Source organism: Acetobacterium fimetarium (genome assembly GCF_014284475.1).
In the GTDB taxonomy this organism is placed as follows: domain Bacteria; phylum Bacillota; class Clostridia; order Eubacteriales; family Eubacteriaceae; genus Acetobacterium; species Acetobacterium fimetarium.
The window spans coordinates 34,497-56,184 of sequence record NZ_WJBC01000014.1; the positions used below are offsets into that span (position 1 = coordinate 34,497).

Genomic DNA, 21,688 nt, shown 5'->3' on the forward strand with positions numbered 1-21,688 from the left:
CGTCAAGTTTTTTTATTTGATTTGTCTTATTTTATCTATTAAGAAGCTTTTAGAATGAAGCTTTTTAACCGTTTGATGGGTCTTGTATTTTCAAAAATCAATTCCTTCGTCGCCACGCATTTATCGACTGCGGTCACAACCCAGCCGCCGACATGCATTGGTGGAATCGGGGTTAGCGGGAACATGTGTTTGACAATCATATCCGCCTGACGTTCGTCAATATCAAAGTATTTCTCCGCATTGACCAGCGCCGTTTTCGGATGCGAAAAGCCATGCATTTCTTTGATCCGTTTGATGCCCTTGGAATCTTTCTTCTGGTTTTGCCAGGACTCCGTAAAAAAATCGTGCAGCGTTGCTCCTCTGGCTACCGATTCATAATCTAATCCGAGAATCTTAGCTACACGATAGGAATAATAGCCAACTGAAACCGAATGCTCATATAATCCATTGCCGTGATGTTCAATCTTTTTTAATTTCTGAAATTCGCTGTGTGTTAATATATCGCCGACAATGGTTTCAAACTCATGATAGTATTTTTTTGTTTCCATTGAGACCTTTCTTGATTGGTTTATTTTTTTGTTCTTAATGAACTGACTAGATTATTATAGCATAATATCTTTATTCTAACTTATAATTTGAAAAATTGTTTGTCAAAAAAACAAAAAAAAGAACCTTGTAAACGAAAAAAGTGTTAAACTAAAACTAAAAGATCAGAAAGGATATTAATATGAACGTAAAAAAATTTCTTATCGGAGCCGGCCTGGCTTATACCGCCAGCATTGCCCTTTACACTGCTTTTGCCGTTAAAAAGGGCAAAGAATTTGAGGCCGACCTTGATAAAAGCCCAGAATCGCTGGATGACTCGGTAATCTGCGGTGGAAAAATGAAGTCATTCAATGGCCAGACCATGCAGGACCTTCGCCTTGGTGCTTTTTGTGGTGGCATGCAGCTTGATTTTTCGGATGTTGTCACCGATAAAAGCGACTACCGGATGGATATAAAAGTATTAAGCGGCGGCTTCAATGTTATTCTCCCTGATAATTTCAAGGTGAAAATTGTGGATACTTGTCAATTTGGCGGTATTGCCGATAATACGATCTGCACTGATCCGGAAAATCCCGTTTCGCTTTCCGTTTTTGCCGATGTCAAATGTGGCGGCATCAATTTTGAAAATGCCAACGCTGACCATGATCCATTTAAAAAATGCTGTCATCACGAAAAACAGAACGAAGTCAACATATCCATCGACGATTAAAAATCACTCCGGCCAGACAATTGAAATGATTGTCTGGCCGGAATTTTCTGCCATTTTATAACCGCTTTTCCAGTTCCGCAGTCAACGCTTCGTAACCGGGTTTGTGCAGCAGGGCAAACATATTTTTCTTGTAAGCTTCAACGCCTGGCTGATCAAAGGGATTTACCCCCAACAGATAGCCGTCCAGTCCGCAGGCCTTTTCGAAAAAGTAGATCAGTTTTCCCATGGTAAATGCATCCAGCCGGTCCAGATGAATAATGCCGTTCGGGACGTTTCCGTCAACATGTGCCAGCAGCGTTCCTTTAAAGGCTTTTTCGTTAATTGCATCAAGCTTCCGGCCAGCCAGGTAGTTGAGCCCCTCCAGATCCGCTTCATCGTGAAGAACCGCAATGGCCGACTGTTCCTCATCGATGATCAGCACGGTTTCAAAATGATTTTTGGGACCGTCCTGAATCATCTGTCCCAGTGAATGGAGGTCCGTCGAAAAATGAACCGCGGCAGGAAATAGCCCTTTGCCGTCTTTTCCATCGCTTTCTCCGAAAAGCTGTTTCCACCATTCCGAAAAGTATGAAAGCGACGGCTCATAATCAACCAGTATTTCTATTTTCTTTCCGCTGTTGTAGAGGACATTCCGGTATAGTGCATACTGAAAACAGGGATTCTCATCAAAATGCGGATTCTGATAATCCTCATAACCTGCCTTTGCTCCGGCCATCAGTGCATCGATATCGATGCCGGCGGCGGCAATCGGCAGCAGGCCGACAGCGGTGTATACCGAATAGCGTCCCCCGACATCGTCAGGAATCACAAAGCACTCATAGCCTTCTTTGTTGGCCATGAATTTCAGTGCCCCTTTCGACTCATCGGTGGTGACAAAAATACGCTCTTTGGCCTCGTTTTTGCCATATTTTTTTTCGATGAATTCTTTGAAAAAGCGAAAGGCGATGGCCGCTTCCGTAGTCGTTCCGGATTTGGAGATGACATTCACGCAGACTTCCTGATCTTTGAGCAAAGCCAACAGGTTTTCAAGATACTTGCCGCTGATGTTCTGTCCGGCAAAATAAATTTTTGGGGCCTTTCTTTTGGAACGCGGCTCGTCATTATAAAAGGGACTGGTTAATGCCGCGATCACGGCTTGAGAGCCAAGATAGGATCCGCCGATACCGATCACCACCAAGGCATCACAGTTCTCCTGTATTTTTTTTGCTGCTTTTTTTATCCGGGCAAATTCATTTTTATCGTACTTTACCGGATAATCCACCCACCCCAGGAAATCATTGCCGATACCGGTTTTGTTCATCAAATCCTCATTTGCCTGAGCCAGTTGATCAAAACGATTTTCAAACTCGCCGGGTTTTATATCTGTGTAGGAGAAATCAAAATGAATACTCATTAGCTAAGCCTCTCTTCGTGTTAAAATTATCACACTATTCTATCTCATTATAATTATCATTGATTCATTATAACACAGCCACCAGCCATTCTCCAGCCACTATTTTGCTACGCCTGGGAAATCATCAGACTGCGCAAATCTTAAAGCATGATTCTTCAATAGTGACTTTTTTTATTCATTATGATAAAATGAGCAAAATCAAGAAATGAAGAGGTGTGAAATGGAAACGCGAATACTGGGAAAAACCGGATTGGAAGTGTCCCTTATTGGGTTTGGTGGTATTCCAATTCAACGCTGTAAACAGTGGGAAGTCGACGAAATTGTTGAAAACCTTGTTGAAGAAGGTGTCAATTTCATTGACACTGCCAGAGCTTACACCAATAGCGAAAAAATGCTGGGCGAAGCCCTGAAGAACTGGGGGCGCGAACATTTTTTCCTCGCTACAAAAACCCCCAAGCTAAGCTACGATGATGTAATGGCTGACGTGAACACGAGCCTGAGCGAATTACAGACTGATCACATTGATTTATACCAATTTCATAATGCGAAAACCATGGCCGCCTATGAAACCATCATGGGACCGGAAGGCGGTTACGCCGCTCTGGTTGAATGTAAAGCGAAAGGGCTGATCAAACACATCGGCATCACCTCGCACAGCTACGAAGTACTGGATCGCGCGCTGGATGAGGCCATGTTTGAAACCATTCAGTTTCCTTATAATATTGTCGAAAATCGGGGCGCCAGTCTTTTCGAAAAAGCCAACCAGAAGAACGTCGGCGTTATCGTCATGAAGCCCCTTGCCGGCGGTGCTTTTATGAATCCGAATTATGCACTGCGCTGGGTGGCCGAAAACCCCAATATCTCGGTTCTGATTCCCGGCATGGATTCGGTCAAACAGGTGCTTGAAAACACAGCCGTTGGCAATCATTTTGTGCCTTTGACCAAAGAGGAACGATCTGTTTTTGAAGCCGATGCCAAGGCGCTGGGAAAAACATTCTGCCGCCGTTGCGGATACTGCGCCCCCTGTTCCCAGGGGATCGATATCCCGATGCAGTTTATCGTCGAAGGCTACTACCGTCGTTACGATCTTGAAGAATGGGCGCTGGATCGTTACCGCAGCTTTGCCGCCAACGCTTCCGACTGTATCGAATGCGGTGAATGCGAACCGCGATGTCCCTACAACCTCCCCATCCGGGAAATGCTCAAAAAGACCCGTGAACTCTTCGATCCATTAATATAAGTTAAAAAAAAAGGGGCTTTTGCAAAAGCCCCTTTAAACTGTATATTAAGCATTAACGTAGTGCCGACAATTGTTACATCATGTTGTGTGCCTCAGAGCGGACATGGCGATAGCCTGTCCGATTCTGCAGCATACAACAGATTAACAATTGGTCGGCACGGTTTTTTCGCCAATTCCACGGGTTTTTATCCCCTTCTTTTTTTAAAAATCTCCCAGATACAGACGGCCCATGGCATCTGCTGCCATAATTGCAGCGTAAACGACGTCGGCATCGACATCAAAAGGTTCATTGTGAATCGTTTCGCCGGGATCAGAAGCTGAAACGGCTACCGCCATGATCTTTTCCGGTGTCGGTTCGGTGCATCCGAGTTCACCCAGTGTGATCGGAAGCCCGACAGAAAGACAGAAATCAATTACTTCTTCAATTTCATCCATCGATCTGTTTTCCATAATCAATTGCACGAGGGTCCCGAAGGCCACTTTTTCGCCATGATACATGTGGTGGCATTCCGTCAGTACGGTCAGTCCATTATGAACTGCATGAGCCGCCGCCAAGCCGCCACTCTCGAAACCGACACCGCTGAGATAGGTGTTCGCTTCAATCACGTTTTCGACTGCCGGTGTGCAGACCTTCATTTCTATTGCCAGTTTTGCCTTCAAGCCGTCTTCAATCAGTGTATCATAACACAATTCCGCCAGTGCCAGGGCTGATTTAGTCGGATGTGCCCCCGACATCGTCGTGCCATTAGAATCCATCGTCGCCTGGGCTTCAAAGTAGGTTGCCAGCGCATCGCCCATCCCGGACACAAAGAGTCTGGCCGGGGCATCTTTGATGATATCGGTATCCATGATCACCAGTTCCGGATTTTTAGGCAAAACCAGATATTCATCAAAAATTCCGTCTTCGGTATAAATAACCGCCAGTGCCGAACAGGGTGCATCGGTGGACGCAATCGAAGGCGCAATCACAACCGGCGTTTTTTCGTAATAAGCGACCGATTTTGCCGTATCCAGGGTTTTTCCGCCGCCGATGCCAACGACAACATCGCAGCCATTTGCTTTGACAATTTTTTGAAGCCGTTCTATTTCAACTTTCGAACATTCACCATTAAATTTTTCGGGGATGAATTTGATTCCGGCCGCTTCAAAGTTGCTTTTCAGCTCATCCGCCTTCGTCCGCATCATCGTTCCACTCATCAGCACGAGCGCTGATGTACCAAATTTTCCAACATGTTCCGGTAATTTGCCAACTTCTCCAGCACCTTGAACATAACGGCTAGGAGACATAATGATTTTTTGCATTTTTCCTACCTCCGAAAATTATATTTGATTCGGTTATCATTATATCAAAGATGCCGAAAAATGAATTCGTTATCATCTGAAAAATTCAGCTTAATACGGATATTATTTGCGGCTGCAATCTTCTTTTCTGTCGAAATTAGTAAAATTTTGTTAATCACTGAAACTAAAAAGCACCCGGCCTTGCCGCTGTTTGGCAAGGCCGGGTGCACTACGATGCAGGTTTTTCGTTAGTCAGGCAAGATAAAAGTCGCCGTTTGAATTGACATCAATACTCAACGTTTGGCCCTCATGAACATTTCCCTGAATAATCTCTTTTCCGATCATCGTTTCAATGTATTTCTGAAGGTAACGTTTGAGCGGTCTCGCTCCGTATGCCGGATCAAAGCCCAGCTCGATGATGGTTTCGATGGCTTTTGGTGTCAGTGACACAGTAATGCGTCGCTCCACCAGTCGCTTCTGCAGATCCTGCAGCAGCAGCTCGACGATTTTTCCGATTGCTTCCTTGTTCAATGGTTTGTAGAGAACAATTTCATCGATGCGGTTTAAGAACTCCGGTCGGAAATAATTCTTCAGCAGTTCCATCACTGCCGCTTCGGTCTTTTCTGTAATTTCGCCGTAGGCATTAATCCCTTCCAGCAGATACTCCGACCCGATGTTTGAAGTCATGATGATGATGGTGTTTTTGAAATCAACGGTTCTTCCCTGCGAATCGGTAATCCGGCCGTCATCGAGAATCTGCAGCAGAATATTGAACACATCTTTGTGGGCTTTTTCGATTTCATCCAGCAGGATGACACTGTACGGTTTACGTCTGACCGCCTCAGTCAACTGGCCACCTTCTTCATAGCCAACGTATCCCGGAGGAGCTCCAATCAGTCGCGATACCGAGAATTTTTCCATGTATTCACTCATATCGATCCGGATCATATTATCCTCTGAATCGAACAGGGTGGCTGCCACAGCCTTTGCCAGCTCGGTTTTACCGACACCGGTTGGTCCCAGGAACAGGAACGATCCGATCGGGCTGTTGGGATTCTTGATGCCCGCTCTTGAGCGAATAATGGCATCAACCACCTTCTGAATCGGCTCTTCCTGGCCGATGACGCGCTGTTTAAGAGTATCTTCCAGCCCCAGCAGCTTTTCGCGTTCGCCGGAAACCAGTTTGCTCAGCGGGATACTGGTCCAGTCGGAAATGATTTCGGCAATTTCTTCTTCGGTCACTTTTTCACGTTTTAAACTGTCGCCTTCACCCTTCTCATCGGTTTTCTTCTTAATTTCCTCGATTTTGGCTGTTTTTTGAGGAATCAGTCCATATTCCAGCTCCGACGCTTTTCGGTAATCCCCTTCACGAATCGCTTTTTCACGCTCGTAGGTCAGCTGGTTCAGTTCCTCCTGAAGGGATTTGAGCGTATCCGCCGATTTTTTCTCATTATCCCACTGCATGCTCATGGCATTGAAACGTTCTTTGTATTCTGCCAGCTCCTTCTGCAGCCGTTCCAGCCGTTCCTTGCTCAGGGTATCTTTTTCTTTTTTGAGGGCAACCTCTTCAATTTCCAGCTGCATCATCTTCCGGCGGGCCTCATCCATTTCTTCCGGCATGGAATCCATTTCTGTCCGAATTTTGGCGCAGGCCTCATCAATCAGGTCGATGGCTTTGTCCGGCAGAAACCGGTCCGAGATGTAACGGTTGGACAGAGTGGCCGCGGCTACCAGCGCATTGTCAAGAATCTGAACCCCATGATACCGTTCATACGTGTCTTTAAGTCCCCGGAGAATCGAAATCGTATCTTCAACCGTTGGTTCATCCACCAGCACCGGCTGAAAACGTCTTTCCAGGGCTGGATCTTTCTCGATATACTGGCGATATTCATCCAGCGTCGTTGCGCCGATGCAATGCAGTTCGCCTCTGGCCAGCATCGGTTTTAACATATTGCCGGCATCCATGGCGCCTTCGGTTTTGCCCGCACCGACGATGTTGTGCAGCTCGTCGATGAACAGAATGATCTCGCCGTTGCTGTCGACAACTTCTTTCAGTACCGCTTTCAGTCGTTCTTCAAATTCACCGCGATATTTTGCGCCGGCCACCAGAGCGCCTAAATCCAGTGCAATCACGCGTTTGTTCTTGAGTCCTTCGGGCACATCGCCGGCGACAATTCGCATTGCCAGCCCTTCGACAATCGCTGTTTTACCGACTCCCGGTTCCCCGATGAGGACGGGATTGTTTTTGGTTTTACGGCTGAGGATTCGAATGGCATGGCGGATTTCCGAATCGCGTCCGATGACGGGATCTAGTTTATTGTCTCTGGCATCCTGGACCAGATCATGTCCGTATTGATTCAAGGCTTCATAGGTGACTTCGGGGTGATCATTAACGACCCGCTGTCCGCCGCGCACCTCTTTCAGCACTTTTTCCACTTCACTCCTGGTGACGCCATAGCGCTCGAGAATCTCAACCGCCTTGGATTTTTTTCCCAAACTGTAAAGGGCCAGCAACAGACACTCCACCGAGATGTACTGATCATCGAGTTTTTTTGCTTGTTTATAAGACTCATTTAAAACTTTTTCGGTGTCACTGCTGATGTATATTTTTCCCTGTTCACGACCGGGTCCGGAGACGCTGGGCATTTTTGCGATTTCGCTGCGCAGTTCCTCGGAAATGGTATGAGGATTTTTGCCGAGGCGGTCCATGATTCGGCCGACGACCCCATTTTCCTGAGTAATCAGACTCATCAATAAATGTTCCGGCGCGATTTCCATGTGGTTGTTTTCGCCGGCGATTAATTCTGACGTTTTGATCGCTTCCAGTGATTTTTGTGTGAATAAATTCATATCCATGATTTTTTACCTCTTTTTACTTTTTGTAATAATATTTATAAATCTCCTCTAACAGAGAATTGATGTTATTTTTTCGTTCATCGATGCTTGAAAAGTAAGCATTCATCGCACGATCAATCATTTTCAGATACCGGGTCAGATTTTCTGTCACCGTCTCAATATCCTGCGACAATTCTCCCTCGTCTTTGAATTCCCGCACAAATTTATGATTGATCTGCGCTTCCGCTAAATCGGCATCTTCGTTTTGCTCTTTTTCAATCGTTGTGATCAGATTGAAGAATTCATTAAAATGATCATTCAAATTTTCGGATTTTGTCCGGGAACTGATTTTCAGCACCGCATACTTTCCGCGCTCGCTGCTGATAAATTCGTAACTGTACCGGACTTTCGGGCGGTATTTGTATTTGAGACTCTTGCCGAATTGAATACTTGAATTCTTGTTGATTTGGCTAACCGACAGGGTATCACTGAAATTCACATCGAGCTGTTCAAGTATTTTCTGGATTTTCTGTTCCGGGGTTACCATGCCGATTTTTTCAGCCAGTATATCGTTGATTAGTTGGGAGCGGTTTGTATTCCTGGTATAGGCCATTTGATCGATTTTTTCAACAATTTCGTCAAATAGCATTAAGCTGTAAACACTTTTTATCATTTCATCACTCCTTTCATATAAATAATAATTCCAATTCATTGTTTTGTCAATCTATTTATATAAATCAAATATCAATTTATGTTTTTTTTAGTTGTTTTTAAGAATTCTCCTAGCCATTTCATACCCAAACAGATGGTGACTAATCAAAAAAGAGGCCATGACAAAGTCGGTTGAGACTGCCATGGCCGCCGCGGCGCAAAAAAAAGCATCGATAAACCAAAATTTAAAGCCAATGATCAGCCATTGCGAGCAACGGTTAATCATTGGCCTTAAAAGTTTATCGACACTTTATATGATTTGAATTTAGATGATTCCATTTCAAGTGTTTTACATTCCTGAACGCTGATACAGAAAATTCTATAAAAGCGAATAGACAAATGCAGATAACATAAACAAAACACCCGAAACTTTGGTTGTTTTTTCCAGGAAACCTTCAAATCCTTTTGCTTTTTTCTTTCCAAATAAGGATTCAGCACCACCTGCGATGGCTCCGGACATCCCTGCTGCCTTACCTGGGGATAAGAGTATTGCTGCAACAAGAACAATACTTGAAATAATCAATATAACCAGTAAAGCTGTTTTCATTGGTATCACCTCCGTATATAATCGTACATGATATGATATCATAAAAAGCACGGATGATCAAATAATATTTTATCGCTGAATCAGGGTTTCGCCGGTCATTTCTGCCGGTTTGGGAATATCCATCAGATCAAGCAGGGTCGGCGCGACATCGGCCAGCTTGCCATCATTTCTCAATGAAATTTTGCCGGCGCCGGCGATGATGCATTTTACTCTATTGCAGGTATGGGCGGTAAAGGGCTGACTGGTTTCATAGTCGATCATTTTTTCAGCATTCCCATGGTCCGCCGTCACCAGCACCGTGCCGCCTTTTTCCAAAATGGCCTGAACCACTTTTTGGGCACAGGCATCCACTGCTTCAACCGCTTTTTCAGCGGCTTCAAACACGCCGGTATGTCCGACCATATCGGCATTCGCAAAATTCAGCACCATCAGCTGATATTTTTCGCTTTCAACGGCTTCCACCGCCTTCTGTGCCACTTCATAGGCGCTCATTTCCGGTTTCAAATCATAGGTCGCCACATGCGGCGAGGGAACCAGGATCCGGTCTTCCAGCGGATACTGCTTTTCCAGACCACCATTGAAGAAATAGGTCACATGGGCATATTTCTCCGTTTCGGCGATTCGCAGTTGCGTGACGCCCAGATTGCTGAGATACTCGCCCAGGGTATTGTCAACGGACTGCGGTTTAAACGCGATGGCGATGTTCTCAAAGGATTGATCATACTGAGTCATTGAAATGAACTTCACCGGCAAATATCCGCTTTTTCTGCTGAACTCATTAAAATCCGGGTCGATAAATGCCCGGGTTATTTCCCGCGCGCGATCCGGTCGGAAATTGTAGAAGATAATGCTGTCGTCTGCCTTGATCCGCTTGTCCTCATCTGTGTCGATGACAGTCGGCAGAATAAACTCGTCGGTGACGCCCTTCGCATAGGTCTCTTCCATGACTGTCAGCGCCGATTTGGCATGTTCCCCGGCTGCGGCTGTCATCGCGTCGTAGGCTTTTTCCACGCGCTCCCAGCGGTTGTCCCGATCCATCGCATAATACCGTCCAATCACGGTTGCGATTTTTCCAATGCCGATTTCCGCCATCTTTTCTTCCAGCGCTCTGATATGGCCGATGCCGCTGTCCGGCGCCGTATCCCGGCCATCCATCAGGCAATGCACATAAACCCGGCTGAGTCCCTGTTGCTTGGCCAGTTTAAGCAGTGCGTACAGATGGCGTTCATGGCTGTGAACCCCGCCGTCAGACAAGAGTCCCATGATATGCAAAGCGCCAGCCTTTTCCTTGGCCGAACGGATCCCGGCAAGAAAGGCTTCATTTTCAAAGAAGTCGCCGTCTTCAATGGATTTGGTGATTCGCGTCAATTCCTGATAAACGACTCGTCCGGCACCGAGGTTCAAATGACCCACTTCGGAATTACCCATCTGTCCTTCGGGCAGTCCGACCCCGAGTCCGCTTGCCGTGATCAGCGTATGGGGATTTTCTTTGTAAAACGCATCGAGAAAGGGGCTTTTCGCTGCTTCAACCGCATTACCCTTCTCCTCACATTCTGAACAGCCATAGCCATCAAGAATAATGAGGGCAGTTAAATTTTTTTTCATTGTGTCTCACACCTTTCAATCGATTTTTCTATTACAGGTTGTTGGTAAAACCCGTACCGACCAATTGTTAATCAGTTGTATGCTGCAGAATCGGACACTCTTCGAGATGTCCGCCATGATGCAGACAACACGATGTAACAATTGTCGGTACTGCGTTTGTTCTTTATCTTACTATTATTCATCGAACTCTTCGCTGCTTATAGTTTTCTGAAAAATTCAGTTTTTCTATAGCTCCAATCAGAATTTAACAATTTCGGAAAAGGTCGGTTTGAGGGAGGCGCCGCCGACCAGAGCACCATCGATGTTTTCCATGGCCATCAGTTCTTTGACGTTGCCGGGATTGACGCTGCCGCCGTATTGAATGCGCACTTTTTCGGCAGCTTCCGGGCCGTACATCTTGGCGATGGTTTTTCTGACCCAGCCGCAGGATTCATCGGCTTCTTCTTTGCTGGCTGTTTTACCGGTTCCGATTGCCCAGATTGGTTCATAGGCGACCACCACTTTGGTGATGTCATCGATATTCTTCAGGCCTGCTTCGATCTGTCCGACCACTTTGGCTTCGGCTTTTCCGCTTTCGCGTTCTTCCAGGGTTTCGCCGCAGCAGACGATCGGGGTGATTTCCAGCGACAGCGCTTTGATTGCTTTCTGATTCACGGCTTCATCGGTTTCATTGAAATACTGACGTCTTTCGGAGTGACCGATGATCGCATATTTCACGCCAATGGCTGTGAGCATCTCGCCAGAAATTTCACCGGTAAAGGCGCCATTCTTTTCAAAATGCATGTTTTGTGCCCCAATGCCTACATTTGAGTCTTTTGTCATTTCAACCGCTTTTTGAAGACCAAGGTAGGTTGGACAAAAAACGACTTCAGCTTCGGCGCCTGCCACCAATGGCAAAAGCGTATTGATCAAGGTTTCCGTTTCAAAAATGTCATGATTCATTTTCCAGTTTCCGGCAATTATTGGTTTTCGCATTTTTTTCTCTCCTTATCGATCCTGTAAAATTTCGATGCCCGGCAGTTTTTTTCCTTCAAGGAATTCCAGCGACGCGCCGCCGCCGGTGGAAATATGGCTCATGCCGTCTTCAAATCCGAGGATTTTCACGGCTGCCGCCGAGTCGCCGCCGCCGATGATGGTAATCGCATCGGATTCTGCCATTGCTTTAGCAACGGCTGCAGTTCCTTTGGCAAATGCCGGCATTTCAAACACGCCCATCGGTCCGTTCCAGATCACGGTCTTCGCCGCCAGAATCGCTTTTTCAAATATTGCCGACGTCACCGGACCGATATCCAGTCCCATTGAACCATCCGGAATCGTCGTCACATCGACCGTTTTATAGGGCGCGTCGGCAGCAAAGGCCTCAGCGGCAACCACATCAACCGGCAGCAGCAGCTGTACCCCTTTTGACTTGGCTTTCGCCATCAGCTCTTTGGCCAGACCGATCTTGTCTTCTTCCAGCAGGGATTTTCCGATGCCATATCCCTGAGCTTTGAGGAAAGTATAAGCCATGCCACCGCCGATGATCAGCGTATCCACTTTTTCCAGCAGGTTGTTGATCACGCCGATTTTATCCGAAACCTTGGCCCCACCCAGGATCGCGACAAATGGCCGGGCCGGCGCTTCCAGCGCTTTTCCCATAAAATCCAGTTCCTTTTGAATCAGGAAACCGGAGACCCCGGGCAGGATTTCCGCAATCCCAACCGTTGAGGCATGAGCCCGATGCGCTGTTCCGAAGGCGTCATTGACAAAAACATCGCCCAGATCTGCAAGTTCTCGCGCAAATTCGGGACTGTTCTTCTTTTCTTCGGGACGGAAACGCGTGTTCTGAAGCAGCAGCACATCTCCCGGTTTTAGCGACGAAGCCGTGGCCACGGTGATCGAGCCGGTCACGACCGGATCATCATCAAAAATAACTTTTCTTTTCAACAATTCGGACAGTTTTTCCGCTACCGGAGCCAGTGAGTATTTAGGATCGGGGGCATTATTCGGCCGTCCCAAATGCGACATCAGAATCAGCGCGGCGCCCTGATCCAAAATATAATTGATGGTCGGCAGAGCCGCCACAATTCTGGTTTCATCAGTAATCCTGCCGTTTTCATCCAAGGGAACATTAAAATCCGCCCGCATTAAAACTTTTTTTCCTTTTAATTCGATATCCGATACGGTTTTCTTACTCATTTTTTTATCCTTTCCGTTTAAAGAAATTCAGAAGCAGTTGCAGATTCTGCAAAAGCTCCTGAAAGTTTTTGTTCGTTTCTATTTGATTTTATTAGATTTGAGTTGCCACGAAACTAACTAAACGTACTAATTGTGCTGTGTAAGACATTTCATTATCATACCAGGAAATGATTTTCACCTGTTGTTTTCCGCCCTCAACATTCATGACTTTGGTTAAGGTTGCATCGAACAATGATCCGTAGGACATGCCAATAATGTCAGTTGATACGATCGGTGCTTCATTATAGCCTAATGTTTCGTTTGCGGCGGCTTTCATGGCGGCATTGATTTCTTCTGCGGTGACGTCTTTTTCAAGCACGCAGGTCAGGTCAACCAGCGAACCAGTTAAAACCGGTACCCGCAAGGCAAATCCGTCTAATCGACCGTTTAACTTAGGCAGTACTTTTCCGACTGCAGCAGCCGCACCGGTAGAGGTTGGAATGATGTTCTGAGCAGCTGCACGGCCTCTTCGCAGATCTTTATGCGGACGGTCAAGCGTTACCTGGTCATTCGTGTAACCATGAACCGTTGTCATCAGACCACTGACCAGGCCAAAATTATCGTCGAGTACTTTGGCAACAGGAGCCAGACAGTTGGTCGTGCAGGAAGCCCCGCTAATGACGGTTTCGGTACCATCCAGGACATTATCGTTGACGTTGAAGACGATGGTTTTGACATCGCCTTTTGCCGGAGCCGATACAATCACCTTTTTAGCACCCGCTTTGATGTGTTTTCCGGCACCAGCCTGATCGGTAAAGAATCCTGTCGATTCAATCACAACATCCACACCCAGTTTTCCCCATGGCAGGTTTTCCGGATCTTTTTCACCAAATATTTTTATTGATTTTCCATCAACCACGATGGCATCGTCTTTGACGTCGATCGCATTTTCCTTGAATTTTCCCTGAGAACTATCATATTTTAATAGGTATGCTAACGTTTTTGCGTCCGTTAAATCGTTGATCGCGACGATATCAAATGCGGGATTATCCGCCATCAATCTAAATGACAAACGACCGATTCTACCAAAACCATTAATTGCTACTTTTACAGACATATTATCTGCCTCCTTAAAATATATATATTTAATCTATGACTCAGCCAGAAGACGATTTAGTTTGTTTCTGGCAGGGTTGACAACTTTTCGAGAATTTCTCTGGCGGCACTTTCATCGGTGATCAGCACCATATTCTCACGCACACGGCTGATTGCAATAATTGCTTCCGCTTTCGAAACACCGCCGGCTACAGCGATGGTATGGGGGATCTTTTTGAAGTTTTCAATGCCGACACCAATGGTGCTTGAGGGCGAAACAACTTCTCCGTTGATATCAAAATAGTGACCGAAGGCCTCGGCAACCGCCCCTTTTTCCAGGATTTCCCGCTTATCGGCAGAATTCAGGTTACGCCAGTCGGCCAGTACATCGGCACGGCCCAGTCCGAAAATAAAGATGTCGATTTCATCCATCTTATCGAAAACCCGTTTGATTTCAGGATAGTCTTTTAAAGCCTCCAGCAGACGCTGGTCGATATTGTCCGGCAGATGCAGCAGTTCATAATTTGAATGCAGCTTCAGCCCGATTTCCGCCACGACATTATTCGCCTGGGTTGAATGGCTTTTTCCGATCCCGCCCCGGGCCGGAATCACATAGACATCCGGGTAAAAGGCTTCCCGCATCTCGTCGGCTACAGCCGCGGTGCAGCTGCCCCCGGTGAGCGCCAGCGTATCCTTGTACTTCATGACGGATAAAACATATTTTGCTCCGGAACGTCCCATAAAACGAAGCACTTCATAATTCATATCCATGTCGCCGGGACAAATGATTGCACGGCGTAAATGAAGCTTGTCCATCAGCACCTGTTCCAGTTGTTCAAGGCCATTATAGGCATAGAGCAGATTCTTCAGTTTCAGCAGCGCTTCTTCGCCTGCTTTTGTAATTACTACCCCTTGCCGCTCGACTGAAACAAGTTTTTGCTTCTGAAAAAAATCAATTTCATTTCGCACCTGGCGTTCGCTCATGTCCAGAACAAAAGCCAGATTTCTTCGTCCAATGGGCTGCTCACTGCTGATCGTTGACAAAATATTGTAACGCATTTCAATAAGACGATTCACTTCTGGCACAACAAGCTCCTGGAGCTCGATCACTTCTTTGCTGATTTTTATTTGGTTTGTCACAGAATCACCTTTCCTTCGAAAACGCATACTCACTTTTGTCCCACTGGGACATTTTGATTATACATCATCTCTATTATAAAAACAAGTTAAAAAAAGAGCCGCTCAAAAAACAACGATACCGGCCAATTGTCCACTTGTTGCAGGCACCGGGGCTGCCCCCAGGCTGCAACATAATCGTGCAATGGCCGGTATGATTTTACGCCGACTGGCTATTTAATTGTCCAAAGGTGCCGCTCACGAACACCCGCCGCTTTTTTCACTACTGTCTCAATGATATTCTTTTCGCTTGGATGATGGTTGAATCATCAGCGCTTCCCGATATTTGGCAACCGTCCGCCTGGCCACATTGAGATTTTTGTCCTGCAGCATTTCCGAAATTTTCTGATCGCTCAACGGCTTTTGCTTATCTTCGCCGCCGATCATTTCCTTGATGAAACGCTTGATCGCATCGGAAGACTTATCCTCATCGCCCTGGGCATAGCCACGCTTGAAGAAAAACTTCAGCGCAAAAGTCCCCTTCGGCGTTTGGATATATTTGCCATGAATGGCGCGGCTTACCGTTGATTCATGCACCTCAACCATCTCCGCAACAGCCTTCAGGGTCAGCGGCCGCAATTCCTCCACGCCTTCAAAAAAGAAATTACGCTGATACTGGGCAATTGCCTCAATCACTTTTTTAATCGTGTCCCGTCGCTGCTCGATACTTTTAATCAGAAAGTTAGCACCGTCCAGTTTCTTTTCAAGGTATACCCGTATTTCATCGTTTTTTTGCGAATTTTTCAGCAGACTTCTGTAGTAATTGTTGATCCTTAGCCGTGGTGCCGCTGCTTCATTGATTTTGACCACCAATTCCCCATCCACGATTTCAATGCTTCCATCCGGAATCACATAGGAGACTCCCTCAAAACAGGAAAACTCACGGCCCGGTTTGGGTTCGAGCGTCTTGATGACTTCCTTGAATTCATAGACTTCTTCTACTGAAAGCCCGGTTGCCTGGGCAATGCGCTTAAATTGATTCTCCGCCAGCGCCATCAGCTGATTCCTGATGATGTCGAGAAAGACTTCATCATCATCATAGCCCATCTGGCGCAACTGAATAAGCAGACATTCTACAATATTCCGCGCTCCGACCCCGGCGGGATCAAACCCCTGAATGATTTCGATCACCCTGGCGACCAGTTCTTCATCCACACCCAGAATGTCTATGATGTAGTTTTCATCAACAATCAGATAGCCGTTGTCATCAATGCAGTCAATCAGGTAGTCCCCGGCCAGTCTTTCTTTTTCACTCAGTGTCTGTGCCAGCAGTCCGAACTGCAGGTGCAGATACTCGCTGAGGGTCTGCGCATTCGAAGAGAATTTCTCAAAACCGTATTCTTCATCCGGATCAGGACTGCTCTGCGCCTGTCCCCGGTATTCAGAAACTTCCATGCTCTGAAAATACTCATCCCACCGCACGTCCTCTTTCTGCGACACTTCTTCTTTAACCGTCTCCTCATGAGCAGGAGCCGCTTCTTTCTGCGAATCCTCATTGTGCTCCAGAACCGGATTCTCCAGCATCTCGTTTTCAATGAGACTGTTCAATTCAATTGCTGTCAACTGAAGAATTTCAATGGACTGACGCATTTCCTGCGTCATGATCAGTTTCTGACTCTGGCTTATATTTAAATCAAATTTCAAATCCATTTTTTAACCACCTGGTTATTTCTTCCAATAAAATAAAGACCAACTTTCGTTGGTCTTCATTTTATCATATGCTACTTAAGTTCTTCAACAAATTTAATCACATTGACAGCCGCAATTGCGCCGTCGGCGACCGCCGTCACCACCTGCCTTAGCGATTTTTTTCTCACGTCGCCGGCAGCAAATATTCCCGGTATATTCGTGTGCATTTCTTCATCCGTGATCAGGTAATCCCTGGCATCCCGTTCGAGGTAGCCCACAAAAGGTTCCGTGTTTGGTTTCTGGCCGACAAAGACAAATACCCCGTCAAAGGGAACTTCTGTGGTTGCGCCAGTCTTGACGTTTCTGACGACAACCGCTTCAACCAGACCGTTTCCCTTTATTTCCTCAACCACCGAATCCAGGATCATGCTGATCTTTTCATTGTCCCGGATTCGCTGCTGCAGAATCTTGGCGCCCCGAAGCTCATCACGACGATGAATAATGACCACTTCTTTGGCGAATTTCGTCAGATACAAAGACTCTTCCAGGGCCGTATCGCCGCCACCGACGACGGCAACTTTCAGGCCGCGGAAAAAATTCGCATCGCAGGTCGCACAGTAGGACACACCCATGCCTCTCAATTCCTTTTCACCTTTGCAGCCAATCATTTTGGGCTCGGCGCCGGTGGCTACAATCAGCGTTTGAGTCGCCAGTGTTCCAGAATCCGTTTCGACCAAGAAGCCGCTGTCCGTTTTGGTAAAGGAGAGATAGGTGCGCGTCGAAAACTCCACCCCGAATGCCACGCACTGTTCCCGCATCCGTTCAGTGAGACTGGGTCCGGTACTGCCGGCAGGGGCGCCCGGATAATTTTCGATATCCCAGCTGGTTGCAATCTGTCCGCCGATTCCGCCTTTTTCAATAATCAACACCTTCAGTGCGCCCCGCGCCGCATAAACCCCCGCACACAAGCCCGCCGGCCCCGCACCGATTATTATCGTATCATAACTCATAAAAACACCTCTCACTCGTATAATTACTACCGTTGGTTTTGTTGCCGGTTTGCGCGAATCAATTTGTACACTGTACGGCGGACAGTCTATCGACTGTTCGCCTACACGTTACCAAATTGATTGCGGAAACCGACAGCAAAACTACTACTGTTCGAATCTTCAATCTTTCTCAATAACAAACGTTTCCATCAGCGCTGATTTTTGATCAGGTTGCTGTTGCTGATGAACTCTTCGATTTCTTTTTCAGACTCTTTGAGCATTTCTTTTTTGTATTCGTCAAATTGATTCTCTTTAACAATTTCCAGCGACCGTGTTTCCAGCTTCAGATTCTTCACGACTTCAATCTGAAGATCGATTTTCGCGGTGATTACGTCGATTCTCTTTTCCACGATCGCAATCTGTTCCTTCAGAAACGACATATAATGAATGTAAACCTGACAGGCGGTGGGCGTAATGGAGGCCGCCATATCTTTTTCATAATTCGCCTGGCACTTATCCCGCTGATCTTCCAGATCCAGCATTTTATCCATTTCTTCACTCAACTGCCGGGTCAGACTGCCCATGATCATCATTTCATTTTCCAGGTTCTGGTCTTTGTAGGAAAGAAGCTTTCCCAGCTGAAATTGAAACTTTTTCATAAGACAGCCTTCTTCATTGATTCAATACTTTCCGCAAGCAGACATTTTTCATGTACCTGCTGCTGCAGAAATTTATTGATTCCGTCAATTTTTTTAATGGCGACATCAAGGGCCGGATTACTGCCGCTTTTATACGCGCCAATACTGACTAGATCATAATTGGTGTCATAAACCGACATCATATTGCGCATTTTGGAGGCCGCTACCAGTTGATCCTTGTCCGCAATATTGGACATCAGCCGGCTGACGCTGCTTAAAACATCAATGGCCGGATAATGATTTCGGGAGGCAATTTTTCGGGACAGCACAATGTGCCCGTCAATGATCCCTCTGACGGTATCAGCCACCGGTTCGTTCATATCATCGCCCTCGACCAGAACCGTGTAAATACCGGTGATCGAGCCGGTATTGAAATTTCCGCTGCGTTCAAGCAGCTTCGGCATCATGGCATAAATCGACGGTGTGTATCCCCTGGCAACCGGCGGTTCACCCGTAGCCAGACCGATTTCCCGCTGTGCCATGGCAAATCGTGTTAATGAGTCCATCATCAGCAGCACATCATTGCCCTGATCCTTGAAATACTCCGCAATAGTGGTTGCCGTCAGAGCACATTTCATGCGCTGCATCGGCGGCTGATCAGAGGTGGCAACCACGAGCACCGATCGTTCCAGCCCTTCTTTGCCCAGATCGTTTTCCAGAAACTGCCGCACTTCTCGGCCTCTTTCGCCAACCAGAGCAATCACATTGACCTGCGTTTTTACATTTCTGGCAATCATGCCCATGAGGGTGCTTTTACCAACACCGCTCCCAGCAAAGATTCCCATTCTCTGTCCTTTGCCAATGGTCAGCAAGCCGTCGATAGCCTTGACGCCAAATTCCAAAACTTCTTCAATCGGCGGCCGTGACAGCGGATTAGCGCCGCTGCTCTGAATCTCATAGGGCACGCAATCCTCAATCGGCCCTTCACCATCAATGGGTTCCCCCATTGCATTGACGACTCTGCCGATCATGTTTTGAGACACACCGATCTTAAGCGTCGATCCGGTTGGTTCAACAATATTCCCGAAACTGATGCCATCCGCTTCTTCGTAGGGCATCAGCAGCACTTTATTGCCGCGGAATCCGACCACTTCCGCCAGAATAAAATTCTCCGCATTGGAATCAAATATTTTGCACAAATCACCGATGCTGCATTCCGGTCCAACCGATTCGATCATCATGCCGACGACCTTTTCAATTTTCCCAAAATAATGATAGGTTTCAGCGCGACGAATCGCTTTGCAAATCTTCGCTCTATCCATTTAAAGCCTCCAACTAAGAATTTTCCTGAATTGTTTTGTTCAGCTGCTGAAGCTGTACTGGCAGACTCATATCAATTACCGCATCATCGGTTTCCACCATGATCTTATCATCTTCTCTCATGATGATCACCTTGGATTTATTGGATAGTTTTTTTATCTTTTCTACGATTTCCTTGGTTACATGAAAATCGATGGTTTTATGACTCTCCGACAAATAGATTTTCAGTCCAACATCATCGCCGTGAATCACCTCATCAAAAATTTTCAGAAAGACATCATTGTCCTCCTGAATCTGCTGTCGCATTATTTTTCTTGAGATTTCAAAAGCAATTGCCAGTAAATCCGCTTCCTGGCTTTCCAGCGCCACCTGCCGCTCCTGGTTCATACAGTCAATGACTTCCCTGATCTCCTGCAGTCCCAACTCGGCTTCTGCGGCCGCCGCTCTGAGCCCTTCCTGGCGGCCTTCTTCCAGTCCCAGCCGGAGCCCTTCATCATAACCGGTGGCATAGCCCTCTTGATAGCCAAGCTCCTCAGATTTCTGCTTGATCTCCTCGCTGCTTTTTAATGCACTCTTGACCAGGTCATTGGCTTTTCGCAGCGCTTCGGCATTTTTGAATTCGTTCAGCCGGTTCTCCTGGGCCTGCGTCAATTCCCCGTTTGCCTGAGCCTGTTCGATTTGATCCTTTTCCTGGGTTTGCTCATCTGATTGAACACTTGTTCTTTCGTCCTGCAGATTGTTTTCTGACGGTTTTTTTATGGATACCATCTCCTGGGTAACCCATTTAGCCTTAACAATACTAGACAATAATCTCGTCCTTTCCGCCCTTGGAAGTTACAATTTCGCCTTCGTCTTCCAGTCTTCTGATCACGGACACGATCTTTTGTTGAGCTTCTTCAACATCACGCACCCTGACATTATGCAGGTATTCCATCTCACTCTTAACGGTGTCGCCCATACGTTGGGACATGTTTTCGAAAATAATATCCGAAACGCCCTTGTTTGCACCTTTAAGCGCAATAGCCATTTCTTTTGTATCGATTTCCTGGAGGAATCGCTGAATTGACATTGGATCCAGAATGACGATGTCTTCGAATACAAACATCCGCTTTCTGATTTCCTCAGAAAGTTTGGCATCATTTTTACTGAGTTCATCAAAGATATATTTTTCAGTTCCTCGATCGATGTTGTTCATGATTTCAGCAATATAATTAATACCGCCGACTTCAAGCAGATCAAAGGAAACAACGGATTCGAATTTCCGTTCGAGAATGGTTTCGACCTGTCTGATGATCTCCGGCGAGGTTCGATCCATTTTGGCAATGCGCTCGACAACATCCACCCGGATACTTTTGGGCAATTCGGAAATGACTGCCGACGCCTGGTCTGCTCGGGCATAAGATAACACCAGCGCTATGGTCTGCGGATGTTCATTAATAATCATATTCATCAGATTCTTGTAATCAGCTTTTCGAATAAATTCAAACGCTTTTGTCCGCAGGGTTTTGGTCACTCGTTCTAAGAGGGCACCTCCCTGTTGGACACCAAACGCCTTTTCGAGGACATTCTTTGCATAGGTGACCCCACCTTCGACGTACACCTTCTGGGCGACGCAAAGGCCATAAAATTCATCGATAACCTGATCGGAGACATCCGGGGAAATACTCCCCTGTCGGGTGATCTCATAAGTTAGTATCTCAATTTCATCTTCACTCAAGTGCTTGTAGATACTCGAAGCGATATCTGCGCCAAGGGAAATGACCACTTGAGCGGCTTTTTGTCTTGGTGTTAAGCCTTCATCCATATTCGTTGACATC

At 46.5% G+C, this 21,688-nt stretch carries 19 protein-coding genes; 2 read left to right on the forward strand and 17 right to left on the reverse strand.

Going from position 1 to position 21,688, the window contains the following annotated elements; genetic code table 11:
* Nucleotides 1–38: 38 nt before the first annotated feature.
* Nucleotides 39–548: an HDIG domain-containing metalloprotein gene (locus tag GH808_RS10205; RefSeq protein WP_186842686.1), complete on the reverse strand. Its 510-nt coding sequence runs from the start codon at nucleotides 546–548 to the stop codon at nucleotides 39–41.
* 179 nt (nucleotides 549–727) lie between these two features.
* On the opposite strand from GH808_RS10205, the gene GH808_RS10210 reads away from it, so the two are divergent.
* Nucleotides 728–1,255, forward strand: a complete 528-nt coding sequence (locus tag GH808_RS10210; protein WP_186842687.1) for a hypothetical protein — start codon at nucleotides 728–730, stop codon at nucleotides 1,253–1,255.
* Nucleotides 1,256–1,310: 55 nt separating this feature from the next.
* Here GH808_RS10210 and GH808_RS10215 read toward each other — a convergent pair whose 3' ends face one another.
* A complete protein-coding gene (locus tag GH808_RS10215; protein ID WP_186842688.1) occupies nucleotides 1,311–2,648 on the reverse strand; it encodes a glucose-6-phosphate isomerase in 1,338 nt (445 codons plus the stop codon).
* A 220-nt stretch (nucleotides 2,649–2,868) separates the two neighbouring features.
* Here GH808_RS10215 and GH808_RS10220 point away from each other — a divergent pair, with 220 nt between their 5' ends.
* Complete coding sequence (locus GH808_RS10220) at nucleotides 2,869–3,888, forward strand: aldo/keto reductase (RefSeq protein WP_186842689.1); 1,020 nt, start codon at nucleotides 2,869–2,871, stop codon at nucleotides 3,886–3,888.
* A gap of 201 nt (nucleotides 3,889–4,089) precedes the next feature.
* Here GH808_RS10220 and GH808_RS10225 read toward each other — a convergent pair whose 3' ends face one another.
* The 15 genes from GH808_RS10225 to fliG all read right to left on the reverse strand — a co-directional run bounded on the left by GH808_RS10225 (nucleotide 4,090) and on the right by fliG (nucleotide 21,675).
* The gene (locus GH808_RS10225) at nucleotides 4,090–5,190 is read right to left on the reverse strand and encodes a glycerol dehydrogenase (RefSeq protein ID WP_186842690.1); all 1,101 of its coding nucleotides are present in this window, start codon (nucleotides 5,188–5,190) and stop codon (nucleotides 4,090–4,092) included.
* Nucleotides 5,191–5,421: 231 nt separating this feature from the next.
* Nucleotides 5,422–8,025, reverse strand: coding sequence for an ATP-dependent chaperone ClpB (gene clpB, locus GH808_RS10230; protein ID WP_186842691.1), 2,604 nt, complete (start codon nucleotides 8,023–8,025; stop codon nucleotides 5,422–5,424).
* A 16-nt stretch (nucleotides 8,026–8,041) separates the two neighbouring features.
* Nucleotides 8,042–8,677, reverse strand: a complete 636-nt coding sequence (locus tag GH808_RS10235; protein WP_186842692.1) for a hypothetical protein — start codon at nucleotides 8,675–8,677, stop codon at nucleotides 8,042–8,044.
* 357 nt (nucleotides 8,678–9,034) lie between these two features.
* On the reverse strand, nucleotides 9,035–9,262 hold the full coding sequence (secG, locus tag GH808_RS10240) for a preprotein translocase subunit SecG (protein ID WP_186842693.1): 228 nt from the start codon (nucleotides 9,260–9,262) through the stop codon (nucleotides 9,035–9,037).
* A 69-nt stretch (nucleotides 9,263–9,331) separates the two neighbouring features.
* Entirely contained in the window at nucleotides 9,332–10,867 is a 1,536-nt protein-coding gene (gpmI, locus tag GH808_RS10245) for a 2,3-bisphosphoglycerate-independent phosphoglycerate mutase (protein WP_186842694.1), read from the reverse strand.
* A gap of 237 nt (nucleotides 10,868–11,104) precedes the next feature.
* Nucleotides 11,105–11,842 carry a triose-phosphate isomerase gene (gene tpiA / locus GH808_RS10250; protein ID WP_186842695.1) on the reverse strand — a complete coding sequence of 246 codons (738 nt, stop codon included), beginning with the start codon at nucleotides 11,840–11,842 and terminating at the stop codon, nucleotides 11,105–11,107.
* A gap of 12 nt (nucleotides 11,843–11,854) precedes the next feature.
* Complete coding sequence (locus GH808_RS10255; RefSeq protein WP_186842696.1) at nucleotides 11,855–13,045, reverse strand: phosphoglycerate kinase; 1,191 nt, start codon at nucleotides 13,043–13,045, stop codon at nucleotides 11,855–11,857.
* A 91-nt stretch (nucleotides 13,046–13,136) separates the two neighbouring features.
* Nucleotides 13,137–14,141, reverse strand: coding sequence for a type I glyceraldehyde-3-phosphate dehydrogenase (gap, locus tag GH808_RS10260; protein ID WP_186842697.1), 1,005 nt, complete (start codon nucleotides 14,139–14,141; stop codon nucleotides 13,137–13,139).
* Nucleotides 14,142–14,197: 56 nt separating this feature from the next.
* Nucleotides 14,198–15,259, reverse strand: a complete 1,062-nt coding sequence (locus tag GH808_RS10265) for a sugar-binding transcriptional regulator (RefSeq protein WP_311135779.1) — start codon at nucleotides 15,257–15,259, stop codon at nucleotides 14,198–14,200.
* A gap of 267 nt (nucleotides 15,260–15,526) precedes the next feature.
* Complete coding sequence (rpoN, locus tag GH808_RS10270) at nucleotides 15,527–16,945, reverse strand: RNA polymerase factor sigma-54 (RefSeq protein WP_186842698.1); 1,419 nt, start codon at nucleotides 16,943–16,945, stop codon at nucleotides 15,527–15,529.
* A 71-nt stretch (nucleotides 16,946–17,016) separates the two neighbouring features.
* The gene (gene trxB / locus GH808_RS10275; RefSeq protein ID WP_186842699.1) at nucleotides 17,017–17,934 is read right to left on the reverse strand and encodes a thioredoxin-disulfide reductase; all 918 of its coding nucleotides are present in this window, start codon (nucleotides 17,932–17,934) and stop codon (nucleotides 17,017–17,019) included.
* Between the two features lie 188 nt (nucleotides 17,935–18,122).
* Nucleotides 18,123–18,572: a flagellar FliJ family protein gene (locus GH808_RS10280; RefSeq protein WP_186842700.1), complete on the reverse strand. Its 450-nt coding sequence runs from the start codon at nucleotides 18,570–18,572 to the stop codon at nucleotides 18,123–18,125.
* The gene (fliI, locus tag GH808_RS10285) at nucleotides 18,569–19,873 is read right to left on the reverse strand and encodes a flagellar protein export ATPase FliI (protein WP_186842701.1); all 1,305 of its coding nucleotides are present in this window, start codon (nucleotides 19,871–19,873) and stop codon (nucleotides 18,569–18,571) included. Before fliI ends, GH808_RS10280 begins: the two co-directional genes overlap by 4 nt.
* A 13-nt stretch (nucleotides 19,874–19,886) precedes the next feature.
* On the reverse strand, nucleotides 19,887–20,678 hold the full coding sequence (locus GH808_RS10290) for a FliH/SctL family protein (RefSeq protein ID WP_186842702.1): 792 nt from the start codon (nucleotides 20,676–20,678) through the stop codon (nucleotides 19,887–19,889).
* Entirely contained in the window at nucleotides 20,671–21,675 is a 1,005-nt protein-coding gene (fliG, locus tag GH808_RS10295) for a flagellar motor switch protein FliG (protein WP_186842703.1), read from the reverse strand. Before fliG ends, GH808_RS10290 begins: the two co-directional genes overlap by 8 nt.
* Between the last annotated feature and the right edge of the window lie 13 nt (nucleotides 21,676–21,688).

Coding starts and splice junctions, on each gene's coding strand:
- GH808_RS10225 (WP_186842690.1), bottom strand. CDS start 5,190: ATGCAAAAAATCATTATGTCTCCTAGCCGTTATGTTCAAGGTGCTGGA.
- trxB (WP_186842699.1), bottom strand. CDS start 17,934: ATGAGTTATGATACGATAATAATCGGTGCGGGGCCGGCGGGCTTGTGT.
- tpiA (WP_186842695.1), bottom strand. CDS start 11,842: ATGCGAAAACCAATAATTGCCGGAAACTGGAAAATGAATCATGACATT.
- secG (WP_186842693.1), bottom strand. CDS start 9,262: ATGAAAACAGCTTTACTGGTTATATTGATTATTTCAAGTATTGTTCTT.
- fliG (WP_186842703.1), bottom strand. CDS start 21,675: ATGGATGAAGGCTTAACACCAAGACAAAAAGCCGCTCAAGTGGTCATT.
- rpoN (WP_186842698.1), bottom strand. CDS start 16,945: ATGGATTTGAAATTTGATTTAAATATAAGCCAGAGTCAGAAACTGATC.
- GH808_RS10255 (WP_186842696.1), bottom strand. CDS start 13,045: ATGAGTAAGAAAACCGTATCGGATATCGAATTAAAAGGAAAAAAAGTT.
- GH808_RS10235 (WP_186842692.1), bottom strand. CDS start 8,677: ATGATAAAAAGTGTTTACAGCTTAATGCTATTTGACGAAATTGTTGAA.
- GH808_RS10280 (WP_186842700.1), bottom strand. CDS start 18,572: ATGAAAAAGTTTCAATTTCAGCTGGGAAAGCTTCTTTCCTACAAAGAC.
- GH808_RS10205 (WP_186842686.1), bottom strand. CDS start 548: ATGGAAACAAAAAAATACTATCATGAGTTTGAAACCATTGTCGGCGAT.
- clpB (WP_186842691.1), bottom strand. CDS start 8,025: ATGGATATGAATTTATTCACACAAAAATCACTGGAAGCGATCAAAACG.
- GH808_RS10220 (WP_186842689.1), top strand. CDS start 2,869: ATGGAAACGCGAATACTGGGAAAAACCGGATTGGAAGTGTCCCTTATT.
- GH808_RS10215 (WP_186842688.1), bottom strand. CDS start 2,648: ATGAGTATTCATTTTGATTTCTCCTACACAGATATAAAACCCGGCGAG.
- GH808_RS10210 (WP_186842687.1), top strand. CDS start 728: ATGAACGTAAAAAAATTTCTTATCGGAGCCGGCCTGGCTTATACCGCC.
- fliI (WP_186842701.1), bottom strand. CDS start 19,873: ATGGATAGAGCGAAGATTTGCAAAGCGATTCGTCGCGCTGAAACCTAT.
- gpmI (WP_186842694.1), bottom strand. CDS start 10,867: ATGAAAAAAAATTTAACTGCCCTCATTATTCTTGATGGCTATGGCTGT.
- gap (WP_186842697.1), bottom strand. CDS start 14,141: ATGTCTGTAAAAGTAGCAATTAATGGTTTTGGTAGAATCGGTCGTTTG.